The following is a 26,182-nucleotide window of genomic DNA, read 5'->3' as shown; positions in this document are numbered from 1 at the left end:
CAGCTACACACCTTGCAGGAGCGAGCATGGCTCGCAGGCTTTGTGGATCTCGGCACAAGCAAAAAGCAGGGCACCGTTAAGGTAGCCCCGCTTCCTGTGACGCACGTCTACAAACGAAACGTTACTTGCCGGCGTTGCCGTCCGGAACGAACACATAACCAACACCCCAAACGGTCTGGATGTAGCGCGGCTTGGACGGGTCTGGCTCGATCATGCGCCGCAGGCGGGAGATCTGTACGTCGATGGAACGCTCCAGCGCATCCCATTCACGCCCTCTGGCCAGGTTCATCAGTTTGTCACGGGTCAGCGGCTCACGGGCGTGCATGACCAAGGCCTTGAGGACGGCGAACTCACCGGTGGTGAGCATGTGTACTTCGTCGCCACGCTTGAGTTCGCGCGTGGCCAACGACAATTCGTAGTCGCCAAAGGTGACGGTTTCATCTTCGCTGCCCGGCGCACCCGGCACGGCAGGCGCCTGACGCCGCAGCACGGCCTTGACCCGCGCCACCAGTTCGTCGGGGTTGAACGGCTTGGCCAGGTAATCGTCGGCACCCAGTTCCAGGCCCTTGATCCGGCTCAATTCGTCGCCCTTGGCGGTCAGCATGATGATCGGTATCTGGTTGTTCGCGGCTCGCAGACGGCGACAGGCCGAGAGGCCATCCTCGCCCGGCAGCATCAGATCAAGCACGACCAGGTTGAAGACTTCACGGGCCAGCAGGCGGTCCATCTGCTCGACATTCGGTACAGCGCGGGCGCGAAAGCCCTTGCTGGTGAAAAAACGTTCCAGCAGGCTGCTCAGCCCCGGGTCGTCATCGACGATGAGAATTTTCTCGCCTTCGGCGGTTTGTGCAGTGCTGCTCATAGGTCGCTCCTTTAATCTCGGCAAGCATTATGGCCTAGCCGCCACGGGCCGTACCGTGTGCATTGTTAGCAGATTTTTCCCCCGTTGCCAGTTGGACCCTGTGCCGGGCTGGCCCGCTGCTATCACCGCAAGCCGAATGTGCTGGGTATAATGCCCGCCTTTGATCCACTGCCGCCCGCTCTCCACGCGCCCCGCGTCGGCCTGCGGCCCCCGCATTCACAATTTGTCAGGTGGTTTTATGGACAGCATCAACAGCCGCATTGCCGAGGAACTCGGCGTCCGCCCGCAACAGGTCGAAGCGGCCGTGACCCTGCTCGATGAAGGCTCCACGGTGCCGTTCATCGCCCGTTACCGCAAGGAAGTCACCGGTAGCCTGGACGACACCCAACTGCGTCATCTGGAAGAGCGTCTGCGCTACCTGCGCGAACTCGACGAACGGCGCGTGAGCATCCTGGCGAGCATCGAGGAACAGGGCAAGCTGACGCCCGAACTGGCCCGTGAGATCAAGCTGGCCGACACCAAGACCCGCCTTGAAGACCTTTACCTGCCCTACAAGCAGAAGCGCCGCACCAAGGGCCAGATCGCCCTGGAAGCCGGCCTCGGCGAGTTGGCCGATGGCCTGCTGAACGACCCGCAACTGAACCCGGAAACCGAGGCAGCGCGCTTCGTCAACGCCGAGAAAGGCGTGGCCGACGTCAAGGCGGCACTGGAAGGCGCGAAGTACATCCTGATGGAACGCTTCGCCGAAGACGCCAGCCTGCTCGACAAGCTGCGCAGCTTCCTGAAGCAGGAAGCCGTGCTCAGCGCTCGTCTGGTGGCGGGCAAGGAAGAGGAAGGGGCCAAGTTCCGCGACTACTTCGAGCACGACGAACTGCTCAAAAGCGTGCCATCGCACCGCGCCCTGGCGATTTTCCGTGGCCGCAACGAAGGCGTGCTGGCCGCCTCCCTGAAAATTGGCGAAGAGCTGCCGGGTACCCTGCACCCGTGCGAGCTGATGATCGGTGAACACTTCGGCCTGCGTAACCAGAACCGTCCTGCCGACAAGTGGCTGGGCGAAGTGGTGCGCTGGACCTGGAAGGTCAAGCTCTACACCCACCTGGAAACCGACCTGTTCGGTGAACTGCGCGACAACGCCGAGGGCGAAGCCATCAACGTCTTCGCCCACAACCTGCATGACCTGCTGCTGGCCGCGCCAGCCGGCCCGCGCGCGACCCTGGGCCTCGACCCCGGCCTGCGCACCGGCTGCAAGGTGGCGGTGGTCGATGCCACCGGCAAACTGCTCGACACCGCCACGGTGTACCCGCACGTGCCGAAGAACCAATGGGACCAGACCATCGCCGTGCTGGCTGCGCTGTGCGCCAAGCACTCGGTGGAGCTGATCGCCATCGGCAATGGTACTGCCAGCCGTGAAACCGACAAGCTGGCCGCCGAACTGATCAAAAAATACCCGGCCTTGAAAATGACCAAGATCATGGTCTCCGAAGCGGGTGCATCGGTGTACTCGGCATCGGAACTGGCCGCACGCGAGTTCCCTGAGCTGGACGTATCCCTGCGCGGTGCAGTGTCGATTGCCCGTCGTCTGCAGGACCCGCTGGCCGAGCTGGTGAAGATCGATCCAAAGTCCATCGGGGTCGGCCAGTACCAGCATGATGTGTCCCAGCTCAAGCTGGCACGTGGCCTGGATGCCGTGGTCGAAGACTGCGTGAACGCCGTCGGCGTTGACGTCAACACCGCGTCGGTAGCGCTGCTGTCGCGCATTTCCGGCCTGAACAGCACCCTGGCGCAGAACATTGTCGCGCACCGCGATGCCAACGGTGCCTTCAAGACCCGCGCCGCGCTGAAGAAAGTCAGTCGCCTGGGCGAGAAGACCTTCGAGCAAGCGGCAGGCTTCCTGCGCGTCATGAACGGCGACAACCCGCTGGACGCCTCGGCTGTTCACCCGGAAGCCTACCCGCTGGTGCAGCGTATCGCTGCCGAAACCGACCGTGATATTCGCTCGCTGATCGGTGACAGTGGCTTCCTCAAGCGCCTGGACCCGAAAAAGTTCACTGACGAAACCTTCGGCCTGCCAACAGTCACCGACATCCTTCAGGAACTGGACAAACCGGGCCGCGACCCTCGCCCGGAGTTCAAGACCGCCGAATTCCAGGAAGGTGTCGAAGACCTCAAGGACCTGCAACCCGGCATGATTCTCGAAGGCGTCGTGACCAACGTCACCAACTTCGGTGCCTTCGTCGATATCGGCGTGCATCAGGACGGCCTGGTGCACATTTCCGCGCTGTCAGAGAAGTTCATCAAGGACCCACGCGAAGCCGTCAAGGCCGGTGACGTGGTCAAGGTCAAGGTCATGGAAGTGGACATCCCGCGCAAACGCGTTGGCCTGTCCATGCGCATGGGTGACACACCCGGTGAGAAAGTCGATGGCGCCCGTGGCAGCCGCCCGGGTTCGGCACCTCGCCAACAGAATGCGCCGGCACGGGCCAAGGAAACCGCTGCGCCGGCCAACAACGCCATGGCGTCGCTGTTCGCTAACGCCAAACAGTTGAAGAAGCGTTGATGGACATTCCGGAAGGGATCGTCCAAAGCGCATTCAGCCAACTGCTAGGCTGCCGCCTGCAACGCCTGGACAAGGGCGTTGCGGAGGTCGCATTGTCGCTACAGGAACACCTGCGCAACCGTGCGGGCAAGCTGCACGGCGGCGCCCTGTTCAGCCTGGTCGACATCGCCATGGGCCTGGCCTGCTCCAGCGCTCACGGTTTCGACCAGCAGAGCGTTACCCTGGAATGCAAGATCAACTACCTGCGCGCCGTCAGCGAAGGCGAGGTGCTGTGTATCGCGCGCGTGCTACATGCCGGGCGACGTACGCTGGTGGTCGACGCCGACGTGCTTCAGGGCGACAAATTGGTCGCCAAGGCACAGGGGACCTTCTCGGTCCTCTAGCCGGCGATTGCTGTTTCAGGCTATTTTCGGCAGTGCGCAGGTACTGCCGAAACCGTCTTTTATGCCCGCAAATCGGGGGCGTGAACCTGCAGGCCCGGCCTGCGATAACCAGGCGACAACGCCAGTTCCTCTCTTCACCCTTGTAGACCGTCATCTCTACCCCCATATTGGGGCGACTGACCGTGAAGGAATCCATCTTGAGCGAACTTCTCAACCGCCGCCTGAGCCTGCTCGGCCAGCGAAACAACCTCCCCCTGCTCGAGCAGTGCCTGCATGGTATTGAGCGCGAATGCCTGCGCGTGACCGAGGACGGTCGCCTGGCACAAACCCCTCACCCTGAGGCGCTGGGGTCTGCCCTGACCCATGAACAGATCACCACGGATTACTCGGAGTCGCTGCTGGAGTTCATCACTCCGGCCCTGACCGACCCGGCAAAAACCCTGGAGAGCCTGGAGCACATCCACCGTTTCGCCTACGCCAAGCTGGGTGACGAATACCTGTGGAGCCCATCGATGCCCTGCCCGCTGCCCGCCGAGGAGGACATCCCGATCGCCTGGTATGGCACCTCCAACATCGGTCAGCTCAAGTATGTCTACCGCAAGGGCCTGGCCCTGCGTTATGGCCGCACTATGCAGTGCATCGCCGGTATTCATTACAATTTTTCGCTGCCGGAAAAACTCTGGCCATTGCTGATGCAGGCCGAAGGCGCAGAAGGCAGCGAGCGCGACTACCAGTCCGCTGCCTATATCGCCCTGATCCGGAACTTCCGGCGCTACAGCTGGCTGCTGATGTACCTGTTCGGTGCCTCGCCAGCACTGGATGCGGGCTTCCTGCGTGGTCGTCCGCACCAGTTGGAAGCCTTCGACGCCACGACCCTGTACCTGCCCTATGCCACCAGCCTGCGCATGAGCGACCTGGGCTACCAGAGCAACGCACAGGCCGGCCTGACGCCCTGCTACAACGATCTGAACAGCTACACCGACAGCCTGCGCAAGGCAGTGGGTACGCCTTACCCGCCGTATGTCGAAATCGGTACGCACAAAGACGGTGAGTGGGTCCAGCTCAACACCAATATCCTGCAGATCGAAAACGAGTACTACTCCAACATCCGCCCCAAGCGCGTGACCTACACGGGTGAACGGCCGATACAGGCGTTGATGGCGCGTGGTGTGCAGTACGTCGAAGCGCGCTGCCTGGATATCAACCCTTTCCTGCCAACGGGTATCGACCTGACCGAAGCACGGTTCCTGGACGCCTTCCTGCTGTACTGCGCACTGGAAGAAAGCCCGTTGCTGGAGAACGGTGAATGCGGCCAATGCACCAGCAACTTCCTTACCGTGGTCAAGGAAGGTCGCCGTCCTGGCCTGACGCTGCAACGCAAAGGGCAACCGGTGACGCTCAAGGAATGGGCCGAGGACCTGTTGCAACGCATCGAGCCGCTGGCCCGCTTGCTCGACCAGAGCCATGGCGGCGATGAGCACGTCAACGCGCTGGCCCAGCAACAAGCCAAGGTCGACGACCCTGAACTGACCCCCTCGGCGCAGGTGCTGGCGAGCATGACCGAGAACCGTGAAAGCTTCAGCGAGTTTGCCTTGCGCCAGAGCAAGGTACACGCCGAGTATTTGCGCAGCCAGGCACTGCCTGCCGAGGAACTGCAGCGATTCGAGACCCTCGCACGCACCTCGCTCGCGGCTCAGGCTGAACTCGAGCAGCAGGAAGTGGGTGACTTCGACCTGTTCGTCAGCGCCTATCAGGCCAGCATCCTGGCGATCAGCAACTGACATGACCCGTACCACCACCCCACGTAAACCTCGCGCCCGTAGCCAGGCCCGTATCGACTCCATTCTCGATGCGGCCCGTACGCTACTGGCCAGCGAGGGTGTGGCCAGCCTGTCGATCTACAGCGTGGCCGAGCGGGCGCAGATTCCGCCGTCGTCGGTGTACCACTTCTTCGCCAGTGTTCCGGCACTGCTCGAAGCCCTCACCGCAGATGTCCACAGTGCTTTTCGGGCGTGCCTGCAGGCGCCCATCGACCCCGCTCGGTTGAACACCTGGCATGACCTGTCGCGGCTGGTGGAACAACGCATGCTGAGCATCTACAACGATGATGCTGCCGCCCGCCAGTTGATCCTCGCCCAGCATGGCCTGAGCGAAGTGACCCAGGCTGATCGCCAGCACGATATCGAACTGGGCGACCTGATGCACAAGCTGTTCGAGCAGCACTTCCAGCTGCCCGTGCTGCCGAATGACGTGGATGTGTTTGCCCTGGCCATGGAGCTGGGCGACCGGGTCTACGCTCGTTCGGTACAGCTCTATGGGCAGATCACCCCGCGCATGGCCGAAGAAGGCATGCGCGTGTTCGACGCCTACCTTGGCCTCTACCTGCCGCCATTCCTGCCTCGTCGGTAATCCCGCCAGCACCTAGCAATATGTAATGCCTTCCCCTCACGCAATGCGTGTGAACTGAAAGCAGCCGCAAACACTGCGCCGCTCAATTCAGCCACGGAGGGCACTCATGCCTGATTTTTTTGAAATTACATTCTCTGAACCGACCCACCTGCCCGAGGAGTTGACCGGCCCCCGCCCAGGTGCTGGCAACCCACTCCATAAGGCCAGCACTGGCATGACCGAGATAACCTCGGCCTTGCATGCGCTGATGACGCAATCCCCAAACCTGCAACAGGCTATCGCCAGCGCGCTTACCCAGCAGTGGAACATCGATCCACGCGTGTGCGGTATACAACGCGACGGTACCCAGGTGAGCCTGCTGGAAATGTCAGCCTACCTGATAGCCAGTCCGGTATTTTCCAACCGCTTTGCGGACGGCTGGACCACCTACGGGGTTAAGCAAGGTGCCAGCGCAGCGAGCCTGAACGGTGCCGACTGGGTTCGTAAAATCAACGCACTCAATCTGGGCAGGTCGGTGGCACAGGTGTACAGCACCTATTGGGCACAACGCATGCCCGGTCATGCACAGGCTCGCCTGGCCCACGGAGAACATTTGCTGCAACAGCATTTCACCCACAGTATCGAACTGGCCTACGGCCTCGGGCAGATCGACGAACACGCCTGGCAACAAGGACTCACTGCCAGCACGTGGGCCACGATTTACTGGGAGCATGCGAACAGCCCACGTGAACTGGCGCAGGCAACGCTGTTGGTCCAGCCCCAGGCCGAGCAGGATGTCTGGATGCTGTACCGGCCGGGTGATACGACGGTCATCCGGACATTCCCCGATCGCGCAACGCTGGATAGCGAATTACTTGCACAGCGTTACACCTTGTGGCCGGGCCTGCCAGAAACGCCTGAAAATGACCATCAGGCGGAGCGCCTGGTCATCAGCCCGCTTCACGAAAACGCCTTCAGCTTCGCACTGAAACAAAGGGCACTCGACCATGAACACCATGCCTTGGTGTTACTTGAGCAGGCCTGCCTGGAACATGAGCCCGGCAGCCTGGACTGGCAGTCGATAACCAACTGGGAGCAAGGCAGCGACCTGCGCCTCGTCGCCCCTCTGGCCGATGAAACCACTGCACTGATCGTCAACACCCTGCGCCACGAACAGCAACTGGCCGAAGAACAGCTGCATTTCGATGCGCTCAACCCTGCACTGCCGCTGTACTGGCGCACTTCACGCATTGCCGCGCAGCAAGCCGCCCTTGAGCGCTACCTGGGCAACGACGCCTCGGTGACAGCGCCTGCCATGACCACCCTTCGTGACCTTGAAGAGGCATTAAAGCAGCTACAAGAGGCCACCTCCCAGCGCTTGGAGCAACTGCCCGATGCCCCTTCGGCTGCGGACTGGCACGATCAATTCGAGGGTACCCGTCACGTCGACTTCATCAGCCGCAACCTGGCGCAAGGGCTGCTCGCCGAAGCTCGCCTGCAGCACGCGCTGGGTGACGTGAATGACGCACAGCTGACACTCATCGAAACCTTGGCAACACAAGCAGATTACAGCCCGGAGCAAGCGGTCGAGGTTGCGAGCCTGGCACTGGTCGTTGGCGCTCAACGCTGGCCGCTGCACGGTTTTCTGAGTATCCGCCCCAGCACCGACACGGAAGTGCAGGCCAGTAACGTAATGCTCTACCGCTCAGGCCAAGACGGTGGGCTAACCGTGTTTGCCGACGACACGCGCCTGGCTGAGGCATTGCTCGAGAGCCTGTCCGGGCTATGGGCGAACACCCTGATCGAAAGTGTCGGACCTGCGTCTGTCGAAACACTGCTGGCAGCGCTGGCCGACAGCGAGGTCCCCGCACGCCTGGAAAGCACCCCGCTAACCACTGATGGCTTCGATCACTGCGTACACATGCTGATCAATGCCGCCCAACCCGTGGATGCCACCCAGACCAATGCGCCTCCTCACTATCACCGCTGGTTGAGTGCCCAACTGTCGATCCCCAGAAACGAAGCACGAGCGCAAGCACTGAACGCTATCGCGGAACAGAACCGGACAGAACATATCGCCAGCCAGTTCACCCATTCGCTGAATCATCTTTCCACTGAAGAGCGAAGCGACCTGCGTGCCTGCGTCCAGCGATACCGCCACGCCATGAACGCGTCCATTACCTGCCTGCAACAGAGCCTGCCCGAGCGCAGCCAATTCATCAGGCACACACTCACGCAACAGCTGCGCACGGATCTCGGTCTATCGGCGATACCCAAAATCACCGTCAACCTGCCAGACCATGTGGAGATGCGCCGGGAGCCGGTTGTCGGCTCGGGCCAGCCGCATGCAACCAAACCGGTCTACTACCCGAGCGAGGCACGTACCGATATCACGCTGGAGCACCTGCTCCTGAAGGCGATAGACGAGGACCTTCAGCAACGCCTGAACTTCATGCGCGTGACCTTCGATCCTCCCGAGACCACTGCACACCTGAGCAACGCCTTGACCAGCGCCTATCTGCTTCGCCTGGACAAGATGCTTGACCTGGGTGGGGCTTATGAACATGCCATCATCGAGGCGTTCAATGGCAAGGAAGGCGACACGGCCATGGCACGGGAGTGGCGCGATGAAGTGCTGCGCGAGCCGTTTGCGCTAAGCCTGGAGCTCCTGGCCCTGAGCAAACCCACACGCTTGGACGACACGGGCCATGCCCTGCTGCGCGATGCGGCAGCCGGTGCTATCGAATGGACGCCCTTGATACTCAACCCCGGTGTTGCGATTGACGGCTCCAGCAAGGCGGTCGCCCTGTCTGGCGTATTCCTGCTGCACAACAGACGCCACAACACTGTCGTGCTCTACCTGCCAGAAGCCCCCAACGGTCGTGTTGTCAGCCAGTATCCAGACCCAAAGTCGGCCTGTCAGGCGCTGGAGCAAATGGCGTTGAACACCACCATGCTCACCTGGCTGGCAACACGTCCCGTCGCAGGCGACCCTGAACGGCATCGCAGCTATATCAATCAGGCGTTGCTGCGGAGTTTCTCAGGCTTTATCGCACCGGGTGAAAGCCAATCACTGTCGCTAGCCACACACCTGAGCAGACTTCAAATGGGTCGTCTGATCACTCAGCATCGACAAACAGCACGCAGCCAGCGTGAGCTGTACCTGGAAGACGCCGCAGTCCTCCACAACCGAGTGTTTGACTACATCCAACTGTGCCTGTCATTCATTCCCGGGGCGGGTGTCGCGGTTGGACTCTATGATGGCTGGAACGCCTCTACCGCAGCAGTAGAAGCCTTTATGCGCGGTAAGCACAGCCAAGGCGTGGAACACCTGAATTCGGTGGTGCTGTCGATCATTGACACATTGCTCGACGTCGCCCCGGGTGTCGGCAGCTTGCCTGGCGGTCGAGTGGCCAGCGCGCGCGCGTACACTCGACTGCGACAAACCCAGGCACAACGGGTAACGCTGGGCAAGACGGCCAGCGCAACCGCCCCAGACCCGTTCAAGGGCTACGAAGCCGACACGCTGGTAGCCGCCGTTGAACTGGACAGCGCAGGCCACTTGCGTAACACCTTTGCTCTGAACGGCAAACGCTACATCAGCCGCCATGGCCATCACTATGAAGTGCAGTGGGACCCAACCTATAACACCTGGCGCCTGAAAGGAAATGCCCTCAAGCACTATAAGCAACCCATACGGCTGAGCGAAGACGGCGTCTGGGAAACCCATGGCCACCTCAACGGCCTGCTGGTCGAAGGTGGCCTGCAAGGTGCAGGGCCGGCCTTCTCCCGCCTGTACAACGATGGCTGGGAAACCATGTTTGGCTACATCCGCCGCTTGCGCGGCAATGCTATTGAGCAGCCGATGGATGAGCTGCAACGCATGTACCGTGAAACAAAGCAGCAAAAAAGCCTGCTCGCGGCGGCGCTCAAGCACCTCAACGAGGTCCAGGGCGTGGGCCCTGACGGCCCTGTCGGAACACCTGGGACCGACGCCCAGATCCGCAGCGCGCGGCAAGAGGCGATCAGGGCCTGCAAAGGCCTTGTCGAATACCATGACGGTTGCCTGCAGGCCCTTAGCCGTCTGAAACCCACTATTGGCCGTCGGCAGTATTCCGGCATTTGGGAGGAGTACCTGCAAAACACTGCCCGTCAGAACCTGACGCTGATCCAGTTACGCACCCTGGAACTGCAGGCCTTGCTAAGCGTCAACGAACATCTCACCCGCGACCTCACAAGGCTCATCGACAACCTGTCCGATGACCTGAGGCAGGCCAGAATACAACTCCGCCGTCACCGGGAAACCATCCTCAGCAACAACAGACAACTGCTGGAACAACTGCAAGGGCTTGAACAAGACACCCGACGCAATCTGGAACTGCGCAACAAATTACGCGGTGACCTGCTGACCCAACATGACCTCAAAACTGCAAGGATCATCTCGCTCTCACTGGAGCCCCAGGCCTACCGATTTGCACGCCTGCATGTGATGCATTCGGTGCTTGCCAATTTTGACCACATGCACGATATCGATTTCTACCTGTTCTTCAATCAGCTCACCGCACAAAGCAGAGCGCTTGCGCGCACGCTGCAAAGCCACTTCCAATTACCGCAGGCGGACCTGAGCAGGGTCCGGTATGGGGAAGCACTGAGATCGTTCAAGGGTCAGTACCTCACCTTCATCACTCACCTTGATTCCTGGTCAATTCATTTTGGGAACTTCGTCGACGCGACAGCGGTGACCAGCTTACGTAACGACTTGACGCAACTGCTTGCGGAAATTGACAAGGCCCTGCCCAACTACCAACTACCTACACGAGGCACTGGCCGCCCCAGCGAAGCCCGCGTGTTCGAAACAGATGATCAGCAACTGCTGATAGGCCGTGAGGAACGCATTGAGGGTGAGCGGCGCATGGTGGTAGTCAACGCCATGGATAACGGCACAACCGAAAGCTTTCGTCGGATAGACGGGAATCGCTGGCAAAGCACGGCGCCGGTCATACGCCGAACGATTGACCCGAGCCGTATCAACGAATTGCAAAACCGGGCCCGTGAGCAACTGGCCGACATCACGGTGCAAAAAGCCCGCTGGCAAGGCTACATGGAGACTGACATGGCACCTGCCAGCCTGCAAAACATGGTCGAGCACTACGCGATCAACTTGCGCGAACGGGCTCGCGATCTCGAGGATGCCCTGGGGGATCGGGCAACCAGCGACCAGCAACAGTTGATGCAACGCCTGAGGGATGCAGCCAGGAACCTGGACTTGCATGGCAGGGACCTGCGCATCGCCAAAATCAAGACCACCCGACAACCCAATGTCGGTCAATTGCAGTTCCTTCACGAACAAAACGCAGTAGAGCCGCAATGGGGACGCATCCTGGAACCGAAAAAAGACAGCAAAGGCCGGCCGATCGAATACCTGGAAGAGTACGAAGTGATTGATCGGGCGACCGACACCGTGCTTTGGTACGCTCACTTTCATTTTCCGCAGCGCCCCGGCAGCGGTTTTCGCAAATTAAGCGCGGGCCATCTGAAGATACGTCATGAGCGCAATCTGCTGAACGCCTGGCATGGGCCCATCAGTGAGGCAGAGGCGATGCAATTCTTTGGCGGGCTTCGCCCGGCAGCCGAGTAAACCGGCACAACCGAGCCCCGACGGGTCAAGGCTGGCCCGTCGGGGTGTTGTGCCGCACCCTGCTCACAGTTTGGCGATCGACACCTCGGTGGATTTAACGAAGGCAATCACTTCACTGCCAACGGTCAGCTCCAGCTCCTTGACCGAACGGGTGGTGATCACCGAGGTGACGATACCCGAGGCGGTCTGTACGTCGATTTCCGACAGTACCGGGCCTTCGAGAATTTCCTTTACGGTGCCTTTGAACTGGTTACGTACGTTGATCGCTTTAATAGTCATCTGCTTGATTCCTTATGGGACGAGAGGTCAATGTGCCCAACGCAGCTGCGTGGGCAAAGGGGCTACAGGTTCCGGTTCGGGCGCAATACCCGGCACCGACAGAACACGGTTCAGTACTTCGCTTTCCAGGCTTGCCAGGCGATGCGAGCCACGTGCCCTTGGCCGCGGCAGGTCAACCAGCAGGTCGAGGCCGATCTCGCCGTCCTCGATCAGAATCACCCGGTCAGCGACTGCAACGGCTTCGCTGACATCGTGGGTGACCAGCAACACGGTGAAGCCGTGCTGGCGCCATAGCGCTTCAATCAGTTGCTGCATCTCGATACGGGTCAGGGCATCCAGCGCACCCAGCGGCTCGTCAAGCAACAGCAAACGCGGTTGATGGATCAGGGCGCGCGCCAACGCTACGCGTTGCTTCTGTCCACCAGACAAGGCGGCTGGCCATTCATTGGCACGTTCGGCAAGGCCGACTGCGGCCAACGCCTCCAGTGCACGTGGTCGCCAATCACCTGACAGCCCGAGGCCCACGTTGTCGATGACCGTTTTCCAGGGCAGCAGACGCGCCTCCTGGAACATCAAGCGGGTGTCTTCGCGGGCTTCACTCAACGCGGCCGGGCCGGCCAGTAGCTCACCACCGCTGGGTTGATCGAGGCCTGCCAGCAAGCGCAGCAACGTGCTCTTGCCACAACCACTGCGACCGACAATGGCGACGAACTGTCCCGCCGGAATATGCAGCTCGATGTTGCGCAGCACCTGGCGCTCGCCAAAAGTTTTCTGCAGGTTGCGCGCGGCCAGCGGAATACCCCGCAACAGCCGAGCCGGAGAGGTGTTCAACAGACTCATGGGCGTTCTCCCTTGGCCACTTGATAGGCCGGATGCCAACGCAACCAGACCCGCTCAAGCGCACGTGCGGCAAGGTCTGCGAGCTTGCCCAGCACGGCGTACAGAACAATCGCCAGAACCACCACGTCGGTCTGCAGGAACTCCCGGGCATTCATCGCCAGGTAGCCGATACCCGCGTTGGCCGAAATGGTTTCGGCGACGATCAACGTCAGCCACATAAAGCCCAGGGCAAAACGCACACCGACCAGAATCGAAGGCAAGGCCCCCGGCAGAATCACCTGACGGAACAGCGCGAAACCGGACAGGCCATAGCTGCGGGCCATTTCCACCAAGGCCGGGTCGACGTTGCGAATACCGTGGTACGTATTCAGGTAGATCGGGAACAAGGTGCCCAGGGCCACCAGGAAAATCTTCGCCGACTCATCAATACCAAACCAGAGAATCACCAACGGGATCAGCGCCAGGTGCGGCACGTTGCGGATCATCTGCACCGAACTGTCGAGCAGACGCTCCCCCCAACGTGACAACCCGGTGATGAAGCCCAGCGCCAGGCCGATGCTGCCACCGATGACAAAACCGACACCGGCGCGCCAGCCGCTGATTGCCAGGTGCGTCCAGATATCACCGCTGCGCACCAGCTCGATACCGGCGCGGATTACCGCGCTCGGTGCCGGCAGGATTCGCGTCGACAGCCAGCCGGCACTCACCGCCAGTTGCCAGACAGCCAGCAACAGCAGCGGCAAGGCCCAAGGGGCAAGCGTGTGCGACAAGGGGGCATTAGCACGACTCATGGCCCGGCCCTCAGCGCTGCGCTGCAGATTTTGGCAGGATGTCGTTAGCGACCATTTCACCGAACGGGCTGACATAGCCTGCGCTCTTTGGCTGTTCTGGACGCTGCACATCCAGGTGCGGGAACAGCAGTTCGGCGACCCGATACGACTCTTCCAGGTGTGGGTAACCGGAGAAGATAAAGGTGTCGATGCCCAACGCGGCGTACTCCTTCACCCGTTCGGCCACGGTTGGGCCGTCGCCAACCAGTGCTGTACCGGCACCGCCGCGCACCAGGCCAACTCCGGCCCAGAGGTTCGGACTGACTTCCAGTTTGTCGCGCTTGCCGCCATGCAGTGCCGCCATGCGCTGCTGACCGACTGAGTCGAAACGTGCCAACGACGCCTGGGCACGGGCAATGGTGTCGTCGTCCAGGTGCGAGATCAGTCGCTCGGCGGCCTGCCAGGCTTCGGCGTTGGTTTCACGCACGATCACATGCAGGCGAATGCCGAAGCGCACGGTACGCCCCTGCTTCGCAGCCTTGGCCCGTACCTGCTCGATCTTCTCGGCAACGGCAGCCGGTGGCTCACCCCAGGTCAGGTACAACTCGACCTGCTCGGCGGCCAGGTCCTGGGCAGCCTCGGACGAGCCACCAAAGTACAGCGGCGGACGCGGTTGCTGGATCGGCGGGTAAAGCAACTTGGCGCCTTTGACCTGGATATGCTGGCCGTCGTAGTCGACCGTCTCGCCTTCGAGCACACGACGCCAGATGCGGGTGAACTCCACCGACGCCTGATAACGCTCCTCATGGCTGAGGAACAGGCCATCACCGGACAGTTCTTCCGGGTCGCCCCCCGTCACCAGATTGAACAACGCACGGCCACCCGAGAGCCGATCAAGGGTTGCAGCCTGTCGCGCCGCGACGGTTGGCGAGATGATCCCGGGGCGCAGGGCGACCAGGAACTTCAGGCGCTGGGTCACTGGAATCAGCGAAGCGGCGACCAGCCAGGAGTCCTCGCAGGAACGCCCGGTCGGAATCAGCACACCGCCAAAACCGAGGCGATCCGCCGCCTGGGCAATCTGTTGCAGGTAGCCGTGATCGACCGCACGCGCGCCATCGGCGGTGCCAAGGTAATGACCGTCGCCATGGGTAGGCAGAAACCAGAAAACGTTAAGGCTCATTGGAGTTGTCTCCTAAAGGTGGCTCAGACCGGGGCGGTGCCCCGGCGCAGGCAATGCATCAAGGCGCGCTGGCGACCTTGGCGGGGGGTGTCCAGATCACATCCTTGATACTCAAGGGCTTGGGAATCAGCTTCAGCGCCTGGAAGGTGTCGGCGATCTTTTGCTGCGCGGCGACCACCTCTGGCGTCAGGAACGTGGCCCCGTAGCCTTGGCGCTTGACCGAGGTGAGGGTGATGTCGGCAGGCAGGCCGAGCAGCGGCGCCACCTGATCGGTCACCTCCTGCGGATTGGCCTTGGACCACTCACCCACTGCACGCACCTCGTCAATCAGGGCGCTGATCACCTCAGGGTGTTTCTGGGCGTAAGGTTTGGTCGCCAGGTAGAACTGATGGTTGTCGACGATGCCTTTGCCATCGCGCAGGGTGCGCGCTTGCAGTTGTTTCTCGGCAGCCGCCTGGTAGGGGTCCCAGATCACCCAGGCATCGACACTGCCACGCTCGAAAGCGGCGCGGGCGTCGGCGGGCGGCAGGAACACCGGCTGAATATCGCTGTATTTGAGGCCCGCATCTTCCAGTGCGCGAACCAGCAGGTAGTGAACGTTGGAGCCCTTGTTCAGGGCGACCTTCTTGCCCTTGAGCGCCTTGACCGAGTCGATTGGCGAATCCTTCGGTACCAGGATCGCTTCGCTGTGCGGTGCCGGTGGCTCGTAGGCGACATACAACAGATCAGCGCCAGCCGCCTGGGCAAACACCGGCGGGGTCTCGCCAGTGACGCCAAAGTCGATTGAGCCGACGTTCAACCCTTCAAGCAGCTGCGGGCCACCCGGGAATTCGGTCCATTGGACCTGTACGCCCTGCGCCGCCAGGCGCTTCTCCAGCGTGCCCTTGGCCTTGAGCAGTACCAGAGTGCCGTACTTTTGGTAACCGATACGCAGGCTTTCAGCCTGGGCTTGAGTAATGGCGCCGAAGGACACAGCCGCAGCAAACAGAGCGACCAGACCACGACGCAAAATGACAGTGCGCATAGCGCTCTCCTTTTGCGATTAGGGTTCAGGCTGCACCTGCTTGCCCGTTGGCGGGCGAGTAAGGTGGGACGTGCGAGTAACGCGTGTTGCGGCTCAGATGCTCCAGCGAGCACTGAGCAGACGTTCGTTCAACAGCCCCGGAGCTACAGGCTTGGGCCGACGGGCCAGGGCGGTGTGAAACTGTTCCAGCGATTCATTCAGGCGCTGCTCCAATGCGGGAAGCAACTGCGCCGCAGCGCTGCCTTCGCCATAGGCGATCTGGCTGTCGTCGGCAAAGATCCCTTGCAGGGTCTCTTGCGCCTTGAGTGCCGACAGCACCGGTTTGAGCGCGTAATCAACCGCCAGCATGTGGGCGATACTGCCACCTGTAGCGATCGGCAATACCACCTTATGGCTCAGCGCTCGCTCAGGCAGCAGGTCCAGCAGGGTCTTCAGCGCCCCGGAGAACGACGCCTTGTACACCGGCGTCGCGACGATCAGGCCATCGGCCTGCTCGACCAGTTGTAGGAAGTGCTGAACCTTAGGGCTGTCGAATCGCGCGTGCAGCAGGTCGTCCGCCGGAAAATCGCGGACCTGGAATGTCACCACTTCCACACCCTGGCCTTGCAACCAGTGCCGGGCGCGTTCAAGCAACACACCAGAGCGTGAACGCACACTGGGACTGCCACCGAGAGAGACAACCAACATGAAGCGTATCCTTTAGCGGTTTCGAGACAGGTGCGAGAAGCTGATCTCGCGTCTATGGAGTGACCTTAACAGCTGTTTTATATATCCATAAATCATATTTTTTCATTTGGTTATTCAATAAAAGAATATTAAAAGACTCGTACGCCACGTAAAAAAAAGGGCCGTCGAAACGGCCCGAAAATCCCTGCTGTGGCTAAAGCACTGCGTCATACGCTCAACGGTTAGGCTGCGGGCTCAGGCGCAGGTAGGGCTTGACCGCCCGGTAGCCCTTGGGAAAGCGTCGTTTGATTTCGTCCTCATCCTTGAGTGACGGCACGATCACCACCTCGTCACCGTCCTGCCAGTTGGCCGGGGTGGCGACCTTGTGGTTGTCGGTCAGTTGCAGTGAGTCGATCACCCGCAGAATCTCGTGGAAGTTGCGCCCGGTGCTGGCGGGGTACGTGATGGTCAGGCGGATCTTCTTGTTCGGGTCGATCACGAACAAGGAACGCACCGTCAGGGTGTCGCTGGCATTGGGGTGAATCAGGTCATAGAGGTCGGACACCTTGCGATCAGCGTCGGCCAGGATCGGAAAGTTGACGACGGTGTTCTGGGTTTCGTTGATGTCTTCGATCCAGCGCAGATGGGACTCGACCGGGTCAACCGACAGGGCGATCGCCTTGACGCCGCGCTCGGCAAACTGCTCTTTGAGCTTGGCAGTGAAGCCCAGTTCGGTGGTGCAGACCGGGGTGAAATCCGCCGGGTGCGAAAACAGTACACCCCAGCTATCACCCAGCCATTCGTGGAAACGAATCGTGCCGACGCTGGAATCCTGTTCAAAATCGGGGGCGATGTCGCCGAGTCTGAGGCTCATGGTGGGGGCTCCTTGAAATACGTTCTGGTGGAGCCACTGTGCATCGGCCTGAAGCAAATTAAAAAGAATAAATAACGATTTATTTATTACTTCTAGAGCTATTGATTTCAGCTCGAAAAAAAGCCCCGCACCAAGGCGAGGCTCTCTCTACTGACACTTACATGAAGGTGTAGGTGTAGTTGAAGATCAGGCGGGTTTGGTCCATGTCGGCAGCACTTTCACCGCTGCCGCGGTACATACCGTGACGCAGGCTGGCGCCCAGCCCCTTGAGGGTACCTTCCTGGATCACGTAGTCGACACGTGCATCACGCTCCCACTCGTTGTAGCTGCCATTTCCGCTCACGTTGCGAATATCGTCACCGCGCAGGTAAGCGATCGAGGTTTTCAGGCCCGGAACACCCAGGCGAGCGAAATCATAGGAATACTGACCAAAGGTGGTGTTTTCACCGGCCCGGGCAAACTGGTTGATCATGCTGTCGGTGAACAGGTAGAAGCTGGAACCACCGGCACCTTCAAGGTTACCGTTACCGTCCTTGACACCGCTTTGGTTCAGCCAGACAAAACCACCGTCATCACCGACCTGTTGGTGACCAAGCATGAGCGAGTGCCCGCCCAGGGTGTAGGTGAACATGGCGCTCCAGGTCTTGTTGTCGACCTCGCCCTTGTTCTTGGCATAGCCCTTGTTGTTGTCAAAGGCATAACCAGTTTGACCGTTTTTACCGTCCGAGCTGCTGTCGAAGTAGCGCAGGTCGGTCTTGAACGACTGGTCGTTCGTGATCGGGTAGACGTGGACCAGGCCCAGGAAGTGCTGCTTGTAGAAGTCTTCCAGGTTCGAGTAGTAGTACTGCAGGGTCAGGTCTTTGGTGACCTTCCAGTCAGCACCGCCAAACTGGAACTTGTTGCTGTCCTGAGACGCACCAGAAACCGACAGGCCAGTCTTGTTACTCGACGCACGGCCCATGGCGTGTTCAAGTTGACCACCAGTCAGGGTGACGTTGTCGATTTCCTTGGAGGTGACAATACCGCCCTCAAAGGTCTGCGGCAGCAGACGGCCATCGTTGGCTACGAGGATCGGCAGGTTTGGCGCCAGAGCCCCACCGAGGTGGGCTTCGGTCTTGGAGAAGCGCGCCTTGGCGTTACCACCGATACGCGCCCACTGATCTACAGCCGAACCATCAGTATCGCTAGGGAAAAAATTGTTGTTGTTCGGGTGATGGCCTTTGCCGCCATCCAGGTGAATACCCCAAACAGCCTGAGCGTCAAAACCAAAGCCCACCGTACCCTCGGTGAAGCCTGACAGGTAGTCGGCCTTAAAGCCTTGAGCGGTTTCTCGCTGATCGCTTCCCCCGGTTTCGCGGTTGTCGTTATCGAAATACATGGTGCGCGAGCTGACAGACAGTTTGCTGTCTTCAACGAAACCGGCAGCACCTGCTTGCTGAGCCAGAACCCCAAGGGCCACGGCAAGTGCCAAGGTGGACTTGTGCATATTTTTGCTCCTTTCATTTCTAATTCTTGTGATTCTCTGTCGGCAAGGTCTTTTGCCCTGCTCGACGTCGATGGGCGATTAGCACCAAAGGGTGTGGTTCGAGTCAATCGTAACCATTCATTTCAAGACTTTGGTCTAATGCGCCGGCCTTGCATCGAAGGATAATGACTATCCTATAAATCTAAAAAGAATTATTTATGACGTTTTAAGACTTTTCTGACATAAAAATAGAATTTTTCGCCGCCTGCCTTTCTGCGCACGATTTTCATCCTCACCCAGCCGCGCCCTGACAAGGTTGACGTCGGTCACGCCACTGCCAAACCACCGAGCCCCCTTGGCTAGGCACGCTCCTTAAAGCGATTGGCTCCTAAGCTAATTCCTAAAAGTTATTTATTTTAATTTTCTTAGATCATTTAGCCTTCTTCTCAATCGCCCATCACTCTCCGCCTGAGAAGGAGTTTTCCATGACCCTGCACACTCCGCTGCGCCTGTTCGCCGCACTGACCCTGGCCGGTGCCAGCTGGTTTACCCAGGCGGCTGACCTGACCGTGGCCTACCAAACCACCGTTGACCCGGCGAAAGTTGCCCAGGTCGACGGCGACTACGAAAAAGCCAGCAAGGCCAGCATTGACTGGCGCAAGTTCGACAGCGGTGCCGACGTGATCACCGCCGTCGCCTCTGGTGATGTGCAGATCGGCTACCTGGGTTCCAGCCCGCTGGCCGCCGCGGCAACCCGCAAGCTGCCTGTGGAAACCTTTCTGATTGCCACCCAGATTGGCGCCGCCGAAGCACTGGTCGCTCGCGACGGTGCGGGGATCAACTCACCGCAAGACCTGGTCGGCAAGAAAATCGCCGTGCCGTTCGTCTCCACCGGTCACTACAGCCTGCTGGCCGCACTGAAGCAGTGGAACATCGATCCGGCCAAGGTGCAGATCCTCAACCTGGCACCACCTGCCATCATTGCCGCCTGGAAACGCGGTGACATTGATGCCACCTACGTCTGGGACCCGGCATTGGGTGTGGCCAAGGAAAACGGCAAGGTGCTGATCACCTCCGGTGAACTGGCCAAGACCGGTGCACCGACCTTCGACGCCTGGATCGTGCGCAAGGACTTTGCCGCCAAGCACCCGGAAATCGTCAAAGCCTTCGCCAAGGTCACCCTGGAGGCCTACGCCGACTACCGCAAGGACCCGCAAGCCTGGCTCGCCGACAAGAGCAACGTCGACAAGCTGGTGAAACTGTCCGGGGCCAAGGCAGCGGACATCCCGGCGCTGCTTCAGGGCAACGTCTTCCCGCTGGCCAGCGACCAGATCGCAGCCCTCGGCACGCCGACCACCCAGGCCATCACCGACACCGCCACCTTCCTCAAGGCGCAAGGCAAGGTCGAGGCAGTACTGCCGGACTATTCGCCCTACGTCAGCGCCAAATTCATCGCCAACTGATCGGAGCCTGTCATGGCATTGCTTGAGCTGGAGCGCATCAGCGCACAGTACCCCGGTGCGGCCGAGCCGGTACTGGCCGACATCTCACTGAGCCTGGGCCCACAGCAGTTGCTGGTGGCCCTGGGCCCTTCGGGCAGTGGCAAGACCTCGCTGCTGAACCTGATCGCCGGCTTCGTTGCGCCCAGTGCCGGGCGCATCACCCTCGACGGCAAGCCGGTGCAAGGCCCCGGCGCCGAGCGTGGGGTGGTGTTCCAGGACGACGCGCTACTGCCGTGGCAGGACGTGCTGAGCAACGTTGCCTTCGGCCTGGAGCTGGCCGGCGTACCGCGTGCACAGCGGGAACAGAAAGCCCGCGAAATGCTCGCGCTGGTTGACCTTGCCGGATTCGGCAGCCGACGTATCTGGCAGTTGTCGGGTGGGCAGAAGCAACGTGTGGGCCTGGCCCGTGCGCTGGCGGCCGATCCACGGGTGCTGCTGATGGATGAACCCTTCGGGGCGCTGGATGCCTTTACTCGCGAGCAGATGCAAGAACTGCTGCTGCAGGTGTGGCAGCGCACCGCCAAGCCGGTGTTCCTGATTACCCACGACATTGAGGAGGCGGTATTCCTGGCCACCGAGCTCGTGCTGCTGGCACCCAATCCGGGGCAGATTGTCGAGCGCCTGCCGCTGGACTTCGGGCAACGTTACGCCGCCGGTGAATCGGCCCGGGCGATCAAATCCGACCCTCGCTTTATCGAAACCCGCGAGCATGTGCTGGCGCGGGTGTTCTCACAACGCAGTGCCGCCACGCGGCAGGAGTCCGCATGAGCAGCCTGGACGTTCCGCTGGCGGAAAAGGCCGCCAACCCATCAGCCCACCGGCCAACGGCTGCACGCCGTAGCCTGAGCACCCGCTGGATCAGCGGCCTGACCCTGGTCAGCCTGCTGGCGGTCTGGTGGGCGGTCACGGCAGCCGAGTGGATCGAACCGCTGTTCCTGCCCTCGCCTGCCGCCGTGTTATCCAAAGCCTGGTTGCTGCTGACCCAGGGCTACATGGAGTCGACCCTTTGGCAACACTTGGGCGCCAGCCTCGGGCGTATCGGCCTGGCCCTGGGTGCCGCCATTGTCAGCGCCATTCCAATCGGCATCGCCATCGGCAACAACCGGATTGCGCGGGGCATCCTCGACCCGCTGATCGAGTTCTACCGGCCCATTCCACCGCTGGCCTATTTGCCCCTGATTGTGATCTGGTGCGGTATCGGCGAACTGTCGAAAGTGCTGCTGATCTACCTGGCGATCTTCGCCCCGATTGCCATCGCCACCGCCACTGGCGTGCGCACGGTCGATCCGACCAAGTTGCGCGCTGCGCAGTCGCTGGGTGCCACACGGGCCCAGCTGATTCGCCATGTGATTCTGCCCAGCGCACTGCCGGACATCCTTACCGGCGTACGTATTGGCCTGGGTGTCGGCTGGTCGACACTGGTGGCCGCCGAACTGATCGCCGCCACCAGCGGCCTGGGCTTCATGGTGCAGTCGGCTGCGCAGTTTCTGGTCACCGATGTGGTGGTGCTGGGCATTCTGGTTATCGCCCTGATCGCCTTCGCGCTGGAGATGAGCCTGCGAGCGCTGCAACGCAAACTGGTGCCCTGGCACGGCCAGAGCCATTGATCGCGCCCTGATACTGACCACGCCGACAGCTCGGCGCCGAACCGAACGAGACCGACATGAGCCTGACCATTACCCCATTGAGCCCGGCACTGGGCGCACAAATCAGCGGCATCGACCTGAGCGTCGAGATCAGCGTCGAACAGCGCGACGCCATTGAGCAGGCGCTGCTCAAGCACCAGGTGCTGTTCTTCCGTGATCAACCGCTGACGCCCGACCAGCAGGCACGCTTCGCTGCGCGATTTGGCGACCTGCATATCCACCCGATCTACCCTAACGTCCCTGAAACACCACAGGTGCTGGTGCTCGACACCGCCGTTACCGACGTACGCGACAACGCCGTCTGGCACACTGACGTGACTTTCCTGGCGACGCCGGCGATGGGCGCAGTGCTCAGTGCCAAACAGTTGCCGGCCTATGGCGGTGACACCCTGTGGGCCAGTGGCATCGCCGCCTTTGAGGCCCTTTCGGCACCGCTGCGGCAGATGCTCGACGGCCTGACCGCCACCCATGATTTCACGCAGTCGTTTCCGTTGGAGCGCTTTGGCACCACCGCTGAAGACCGCGAACGCTGGGAGGCAACTCGCCGCAATAACCCGCCGCTCTCACACCCGGTGGTTCGTACCCATCCGGTCAGTGGGCGCAAGGCACTGTTCGTCAACGAAGGTTTCACGACCCGCATCAACGAGCTCAGCGAGGCAGAGAGCAAAGCGCTGCTCGCGCTGTTGTTCGCTCACGCCACCCGCCCCGAGTTCACCATTCGCTGGCGCTGGCAGGAGAACGATGTAGCGTTCTGGGACAACCGGGTAACCCAGCATTACGCCGTGGACGATTACCGACCGCAGCGACGTGTGATGCACCGGGCGACGATTCTGGGGGACGCGCCGTTCTGAACCTCGCGGCAGCCATCTCCCGCTAAAAGGGCAGATGGCTGCCGCCTGTCCAGCAGGTTGCAGGCAGTGGGCTCAACGCACCAGGTGAAGGTACTGCAGGTGCCGTTCGTACTGGTCGAGAATGTCGTTGATGATCTGCTCCTTGCTGTAGCCCGCCAGGTCATAGTCCTGGCTGCCTTCACTCAAGTGCACTTCCGCTCGATAGTAGCGCCGGTTTTTCAATTCTTGCGTACCCAGCCCCGCCAATGCGAACGACGGTGTGAAGTAACCACGCATCTGCACCTGGTAGATAAACGGCTGCTCTTCACCATGACCGATCTTCAGGCTGACATTGTCGTGGCTCGGGTCTTCCTGGGAAATCACCGCCAGGCCTTTCTCGGCAAACACTTCGGTGACCTCGGCAATCGCCGGGCGCACCACGTCATCCATGAACCGATAGACCTCATCCCGCGACGGAAAGTGGATGGCCTGGCTCAACCGCTGACGCCAGCCACCGCGACCACGGCGCGAATTGGCGAAGGGTGCCAGGGAGTGCAGTTGAGCAATCTGCCGCTGCGACTCCAGGTAGAACGCCTTGTGCAGCCCCCACATCATCGCCAGCAAAATCACCGAGAAGGGCAGCGAGGTCAGTACCACCGCTGACTTGAGCGAATCGATGCTGCCAGCGAACAGCAGGCCGATGGTGATCAGCCCGGTCATGGCGCCCCAGAACACCCGAAGCCAGTTCGGGCCGTCTTCATCGGCGTTGCCATCACGGGCGGACAACGTCGACAGCACCACCGTGCCAGAGTCGGCCGAGGTCACGAAGAAGACAAAGCTGATGAACACCGTGATAGCGATTACAGCCTTGCTCCACGGGTAGGTTTCCAACAACAGATAGAGGGTCATCGACGGGTTGTCGAGGGCCGACTGGGCCAGGCTGGTCATGCCATGATCCAGCACCTGGGTCAGGGCGCTGTTGCCGAAGATCGACATCCAGGCCAGGGTGAAGCCCAGTGGAATCAGCAGCACGCCGAAGACGAATTCACGGATCGTCCGGCCCCGGGAAATCCGTGCGATGAACAAGCCGACAAAGGGCGCCCAGGCAATCCACCAGGCCCAGTAGAACACTGTCCAGTTACCCAGCCAGTCGTTGGCCTGAGTGTAGGCATAGACATCGAAACTCTTGCGCGGCAGGGCACCGAGGTAATCACCCAGGTTCTGGATCAGCGTATTGAACAGGTGCTGTGTCGGGCCGGCGAACAACACGAACAGCAACAACCCACAGGCCAGGAGCATGTTGATGTCGGACATCACCCGCACCCCCTTGTCCACACCGGCCACGGCAACCGCCACGGCGGCGCCCATCATCAGCGTGATCAGCGCAACTTGCACCCAATGGCCATGGGCAACACCAAACAGGTAGTCCAGGCCGGCATTCAGGTGCAAGACACCAAAGCCCATGTCGGCCCCCAGGCCGAACACCGTGGCGATGATGCCGAAGCCATCCACGGCATAGCCGATCGGCCCGTTGATGCGCTTGCCGATCAGGGGGTACAGCGCCGAGCGCAGGGCCAGCGGCAGGTTGTGCCGGTAGGCGAAATACGCCAGGGCCATACCGACGAAGGCAAACACGCCCCAGCCGTGCAGGCCCCAGTGCAGGAACAGCAACTGCATGGCCTGGCGCCCGGCCTCGACCGTACCGGCCTCGCCCTGAGGAGGCTGAAGCAAGTGGGTGAGCGGTTCGGAGACGCAGAAGAAGAACAGGGTAATGCTGATGCCAGCGGCGAACAGCATGCCGGCCCATGACAGGTAACTGAACTCGGGCTCGTCGTGGTCGGCACCGAGCTTGATCTTGCCGTAGCCAGACAAGGCGGTGACCACCACGAAGACCAGGTACAGCGTCATCGCCAGCATGTAATACCAGCCAACCGTATTGGCGGCCCAGTTTTGCGCAGCCAACAACCATTCACCGGCGGCCTTGGGGTTGGCGATCACCACCAGGCCAAACAACAGAATGAAGCTTGCCGCGAAGTAGAACACCGGCGGGTTCATGCGGATCTTGCTAGTCGGGACAGGCGTGGATGCACTCATAGGCAGTGCACCTCACGACGCGTGGAAAGGGTTGGATTGAACGGGTTCAGCAAAGGGTTTCCTCCTGTTGAACACCGGCAGCGGACCACCGTTTAACTTGAACGAGCGTTCAAGTTAAACATGGATGGCGATCAGATGCGACCCAACAGCCCTGGAAGCCCGCCTACTTCTGCGTCCCGTCATCATGCTGCAGATTGGCCTGAGTCAGGTTACTGCCCGGTGCCACACTGCGGGTCAACCAGACGTTGCCGCCAATGGTCGAGCCCTTGCCGATGGTGATTCGGCCCAGAATGGTGGCGCCGGCATAGATCACGACATCGTCCTCGACAATCGGGTGACGCGGCTGGCCCTTTTGCAATTGGCCGGACTCATCGGCCGGGAAGCGCTTGGCGCCGAGGGTCACGGCCTGATAGATCCGTACCCGCTCGCCGATGATTGCGGTTTCACCGATGACCACACCCGTACCGTGATCAATGAAGAAGCTCGGGCCGATCTGCGCACCGGGGTGAATGTCGATACCCGTGGCCGAGTGGGCAATCTCCGAACTGATGCGCGCCAACAGCGGCAAGCCCGCACGGTACAGGTGGTGCGCCAGACGGTGATGAATCACCGCAAGGATGCCGGGGTAGCACAGCAGGACTTCATCGACACTGCGGGCCGCCGGATCACCGTGGTAGGCCGCCAGTACGTCAGTGTCGAGCAGGCTGCGCAAGCCGGGCAAGGCCGCGGCGAAATCCTGGATCAAACGCAAGGCCGTGGCATCGACCTGGGCCGGGTCCGCCTTACCCTGACGGGCAACATAACGCAGCTCCAGACGGGCCTGCGCGAGCAACGCGGTCAAGGCGGTGTCGAGGGTGTGCCCCACGTAGAAGTCTTCGCTTTCCTCACGCAGGTCGACCGGCCCCAGGCGCATTGGAAACAACGCGCCACACAACTGCTCGAGGATCTGTCGCATGGCTTCGCGCGACGGCAATTCACGGCCGCCCTGTTCCCCACTGCTGCGGCCATTGCTGCTGCGCCATTGATCGCGGGCAGCCCGTAGCTGGCCGACGATACCCTGCAATTGCCATTGCCCTGTTTGCGCGTTCTCGCTCACGGTTGCTCTCCTGCCACGCGGCAGCTACTGGATTGAAATGCTCGCCTGATGGCTGTCCACTTTACGGCAATTGGCGCCACTGGAAAAA

The 26,182-nt window shown here is 60.9% G+C and carries 20 protein-coding genes; 9 read left to right on the top strand and 11 right to left on the bottom strand.

Annotated features, from left to right (window positions below):
* Positions 1–121: 121 nt before the first annotated feature.
* Positions 122–862 (bottom strand): osmolarity response regulator transcription factor OmpR, encoded by a 741-nt coding sequence (gene ompR / locus IE038_RS01605; protein WP_163937770.1) that lies wholly within the window; start codon positions 860–862, stop codon positions 122–124.
* 238 nt (positions 863–1,100) lie between these two features.
* Between ompR and IE038_RS01600 the strand changes: the two genes are divergently transcribed.
* From IE038_RS01600 to IE038_RS01580, 5 genes are all read left to right on the top strand, one after another.
* A complete protein-coding gene (locus tag IE038_RS01600) occupies positions 1,101–3,419 on the top strand; it encodes a Tex family protein (RefSeq protein WP_189395003.1) in 2,319 nt (772 codons plus the stop codon).
* The gene (locus IE038_RS01595; RefSeq protein WP_163937773.1) at positions 3,419–3,802 is read left to right on the top strand and encodes a PaaI family thioesterase; all 384 of its coding nucleotides are present in this window, start codon (positions 3,419–3,421) and stop codon (positions 3,800–3,802) included. Before IE038_RS01600 ends, IE038_RS01595 begins: the two co-directional genes overlap by 1 nt.
* 197 nt (positions 3,803–3,999) lie before the next feature.
* The gene (gene gshA, locus IE038_RS01590; protein WP_163937776.1) at positions 4,000–5,583 is read left to right on the top strand and encodes a glutamate--cysteine ligase; all 1,584 of its coding nucleotides are present in this window, start codon (positions 4,000–4,002) and stop codon (positions 5,581–5,583) included.
* Between the two features lies 1 nt (position 5,584).
* Entirely contained in the window at positions 5,585–6,211 is a 627-nt protein-coding gene (locus IE038_RS01585) for a TetR/AcrR family transcriptional regulator (RefSeq protein WP_163937778.1), read from the top strand.
* A gap of 106 nt (positions 6,212–6,317) precedes the next feature.
* Positions 6,318–11,828, top strand: a complete 5,511-nt coding sequence (locus IE038_RS01580) for a hypothetical protein (RefSeq protein ID WP_189395002.1) — start codon at positions 6,318–6,320, stop codon at positions 11,826–11,828.
* Positions 11,829–11,891: 63 nt separating this feature from the next.
* Here the strand turns inward: IE038_RS01580 and IE038_RS01575 are convergent, their stop codons facing one another.
* From IE038_RS01575 to IE038_RS01540, 8 genes are all read right to left on the bottom strand, one after another.
* Positions 11,892–12,107 carry a TOBE domain-containing protein gene (locus IE038_RS01575; RefSeq protein WP_163937790.1) on the bottom strand — a complete coding sequence of 72 codons (216 nt, stop codon included), beginning with the start codon at positions 12,105–12,107 and terminating at the stop codon, positions 11,892–11,894.
* Positions 12,108–12,134: 27 nt separating this feature from the next.
* The gene (ssuB, locus tag IE038_RS01570; RefSeq protein ID WP_163937793.1) at positions 12,135–12,947 is read right to left on the bottom strand and encodes an aliphatic sulfonates ABC transporter ATP-binding protein; all 813 of its coding nucleotides are present in this window, start codon (positions 12,945–12,947) and stop codon (positions 12,135–12,137) included.
* On the bottom strand, positions 12,944–13,738 hold the full coding sequence (gene ssuC, locus IE038_RS01565) for an aliphatic sulfonate ABC transporter permease SsuC (protein ID WP_163937796.1): 795 nt from the start codon (positions 13,736–13,738) through the stop codon (positions 12,944–12,946). The genes ssuB and ssuC overlap by 4 nt, the downstream gene beginning before the upstream one ends.
* 10 nt (positions 13,739–13,748) lie before the next feature.
* Positions 13,749–14,897: an FMNH2-dependent alkanesulfonate monooxygenase gene (gene ssuD, locus IE038_RS01560; protein ID WP_189395001.1), complete on the bottom strand. Its 1,149-nt coding sequence runs from the start codon at positions 14,895–14,897 to the stop codon at positions 13,749–13,751.
* Positions 14,898–14,955: 58 nt separating this feature from the next.
* Positions 14,956–15,921 (bottom strand): sulfonate ABC transporter substrate-binding protein, encoded by a 966-nt coding sequence (locus IE038_RS01555; protein ID WP_163937799.1) that lies wholly within the window; start codon positions 15,919–15,921, stop codon positions 14,956–14,958.
* A 93-nt stretch (positions 15,922–16,014) separates the two neighbouring features.
* Positions 16,015–16,608 carry an NADPH-dependent FMN reductase gene (ssuE, locus tag IE038_RS01550; RefSeq protein WP_065760089.1) on the bottom strand — a complete coding sequence of 198 codons (594 nt, stop codon included), beginning with the start codon at positions 16,606–16,608 and terminating at the stop codon, positions 16,015–16,017.
* 214 nt (positions 16,609–16,822) lie between these two features.
* The gene (locus IE038_RS01545; RefSeq protein WP_163937802.1) at positions 16,823–17,461 is read right to left on the bottom strand and encodes a peroxiredoxin; all 639 of its coding nucleotides are present in this window, start codon (positions 17,459–17,461) and stop codon (positions 16,823–16,825) included.
* A gap of 157 nt (positions 17,462–17,618) precedes the next feature.
* On the bottom strand, positions 17,619–18,947 hold the full coding sequence (locus IE038_RS01540; protein WP_189395000.1) for an OprD family porin: 1,329 nt from the start codon (positions 18,945–18,947) through the stop codon (positions 17,619–17,621).
* A gap of 464 nt (positions 18,948–19,411) precedes the next feature.
* Between IE038_RS01540 and tauA the strand changes: the two genes are divergently transcribed.
* From tauA to tauD, 4 genes are read left to right on the top strand one after another with little or no spacing between them, the layout of a single operon-like run.
* Entirely contained in the window at positions 19,412–20,389 is a 978-nt protein-coding gene (tauA, locus tag IE038_RS01535) for a taurine ABC transporter substrate-binding protein (RefSeq protein WP_189394999.1), read from the top strand.
* A gap of 12 nt (positions 20,390–20,401) precedes the next feature.
* Positions 20,402–21,196: a taurine ABC transporter ATP-binding subunit gene (gene tauB, locus IE038_RS01530; protein WP_163939835.1), complete on the top strand. Its 795-nt coding sequence runs from the start codon at positions 20,402–20,404 to the stop codon at positions 21,194–21,196.
* Positions 21,193–22,035 carry a taurine ABC transporter permease TauC gene (gene tauC, locus IE038_RS01525; RefSeq protein WP_163939836.1) on the top strand — a complete coding sequence of 281 codons (843 nt, stop codon included), beginning with the start codon at positions 21,193–21,195 and terminating at the stop codon, positions 22,033–22,035. Before tauB ends, tauC begins: the two co-directional genes overlap by 4 nt.
* 56 nt (positions 22,036–22,091) lie before the next feature.
* Positions 22,092–22,925, top strand: coding sequence for a taurine dioxygenase (gene tauD, locus IE038_RS01520; RefSeq protein ID WP_163939837.1), 834 nt, complete (start codon positions 22,092–22,094; stop codon positions 22,923–22,925).
* A 72-nt stretch (positions 22,926–22,997) separates the two neighbouring features.
* Here the strand turns inward: tauD and betT are convergent, their stop codons facing one another.
* Both betT and epsC read right to left on the bottom strand, forming a co-directional pair.
* A complete protein-coding gene (betT, locus tag IE038_RS01515) occupies positions 22,998–24,959 on the bottom strand; it encodes a choline transporter BetT (RefSeq protein ID WP_189395028.1) in 1,962 nt (653 codons plus the stop codon).
* Between the two features lie 202 nt (positions 24,960–25,161).
* The gene (epsC, locus tag IE038_RS01510) at positions 25,162–26,094 is read right to left on the bottom strand and encodes a serine O-acetyltransferase EpsC (protein ID WP_163938832.1); all 933 of its coding nucleotides are present in this window, start codon (positions 26,092–26,094) and stop codon (positions 25,162–25,164) included.
* Positions 26,095–26,182: the final 88 nt, after the last annotated feature.

It is taken from the genome of Pseudomonas laurentiana, assembly GCF_014648275.1.
Taxonomy (GTDB): Bacteria; Pseudomonadota; Gammaproteobacteria; order Pseudomonadales; family Pseudomonadaceae; genus Aquipseudomonas; species Aquipseudomonas laurentiana.
Note: the sequence above shows the minus strand (reverse complement) of the source record. Positions and strands in the feature narration are given on the sequence as shown.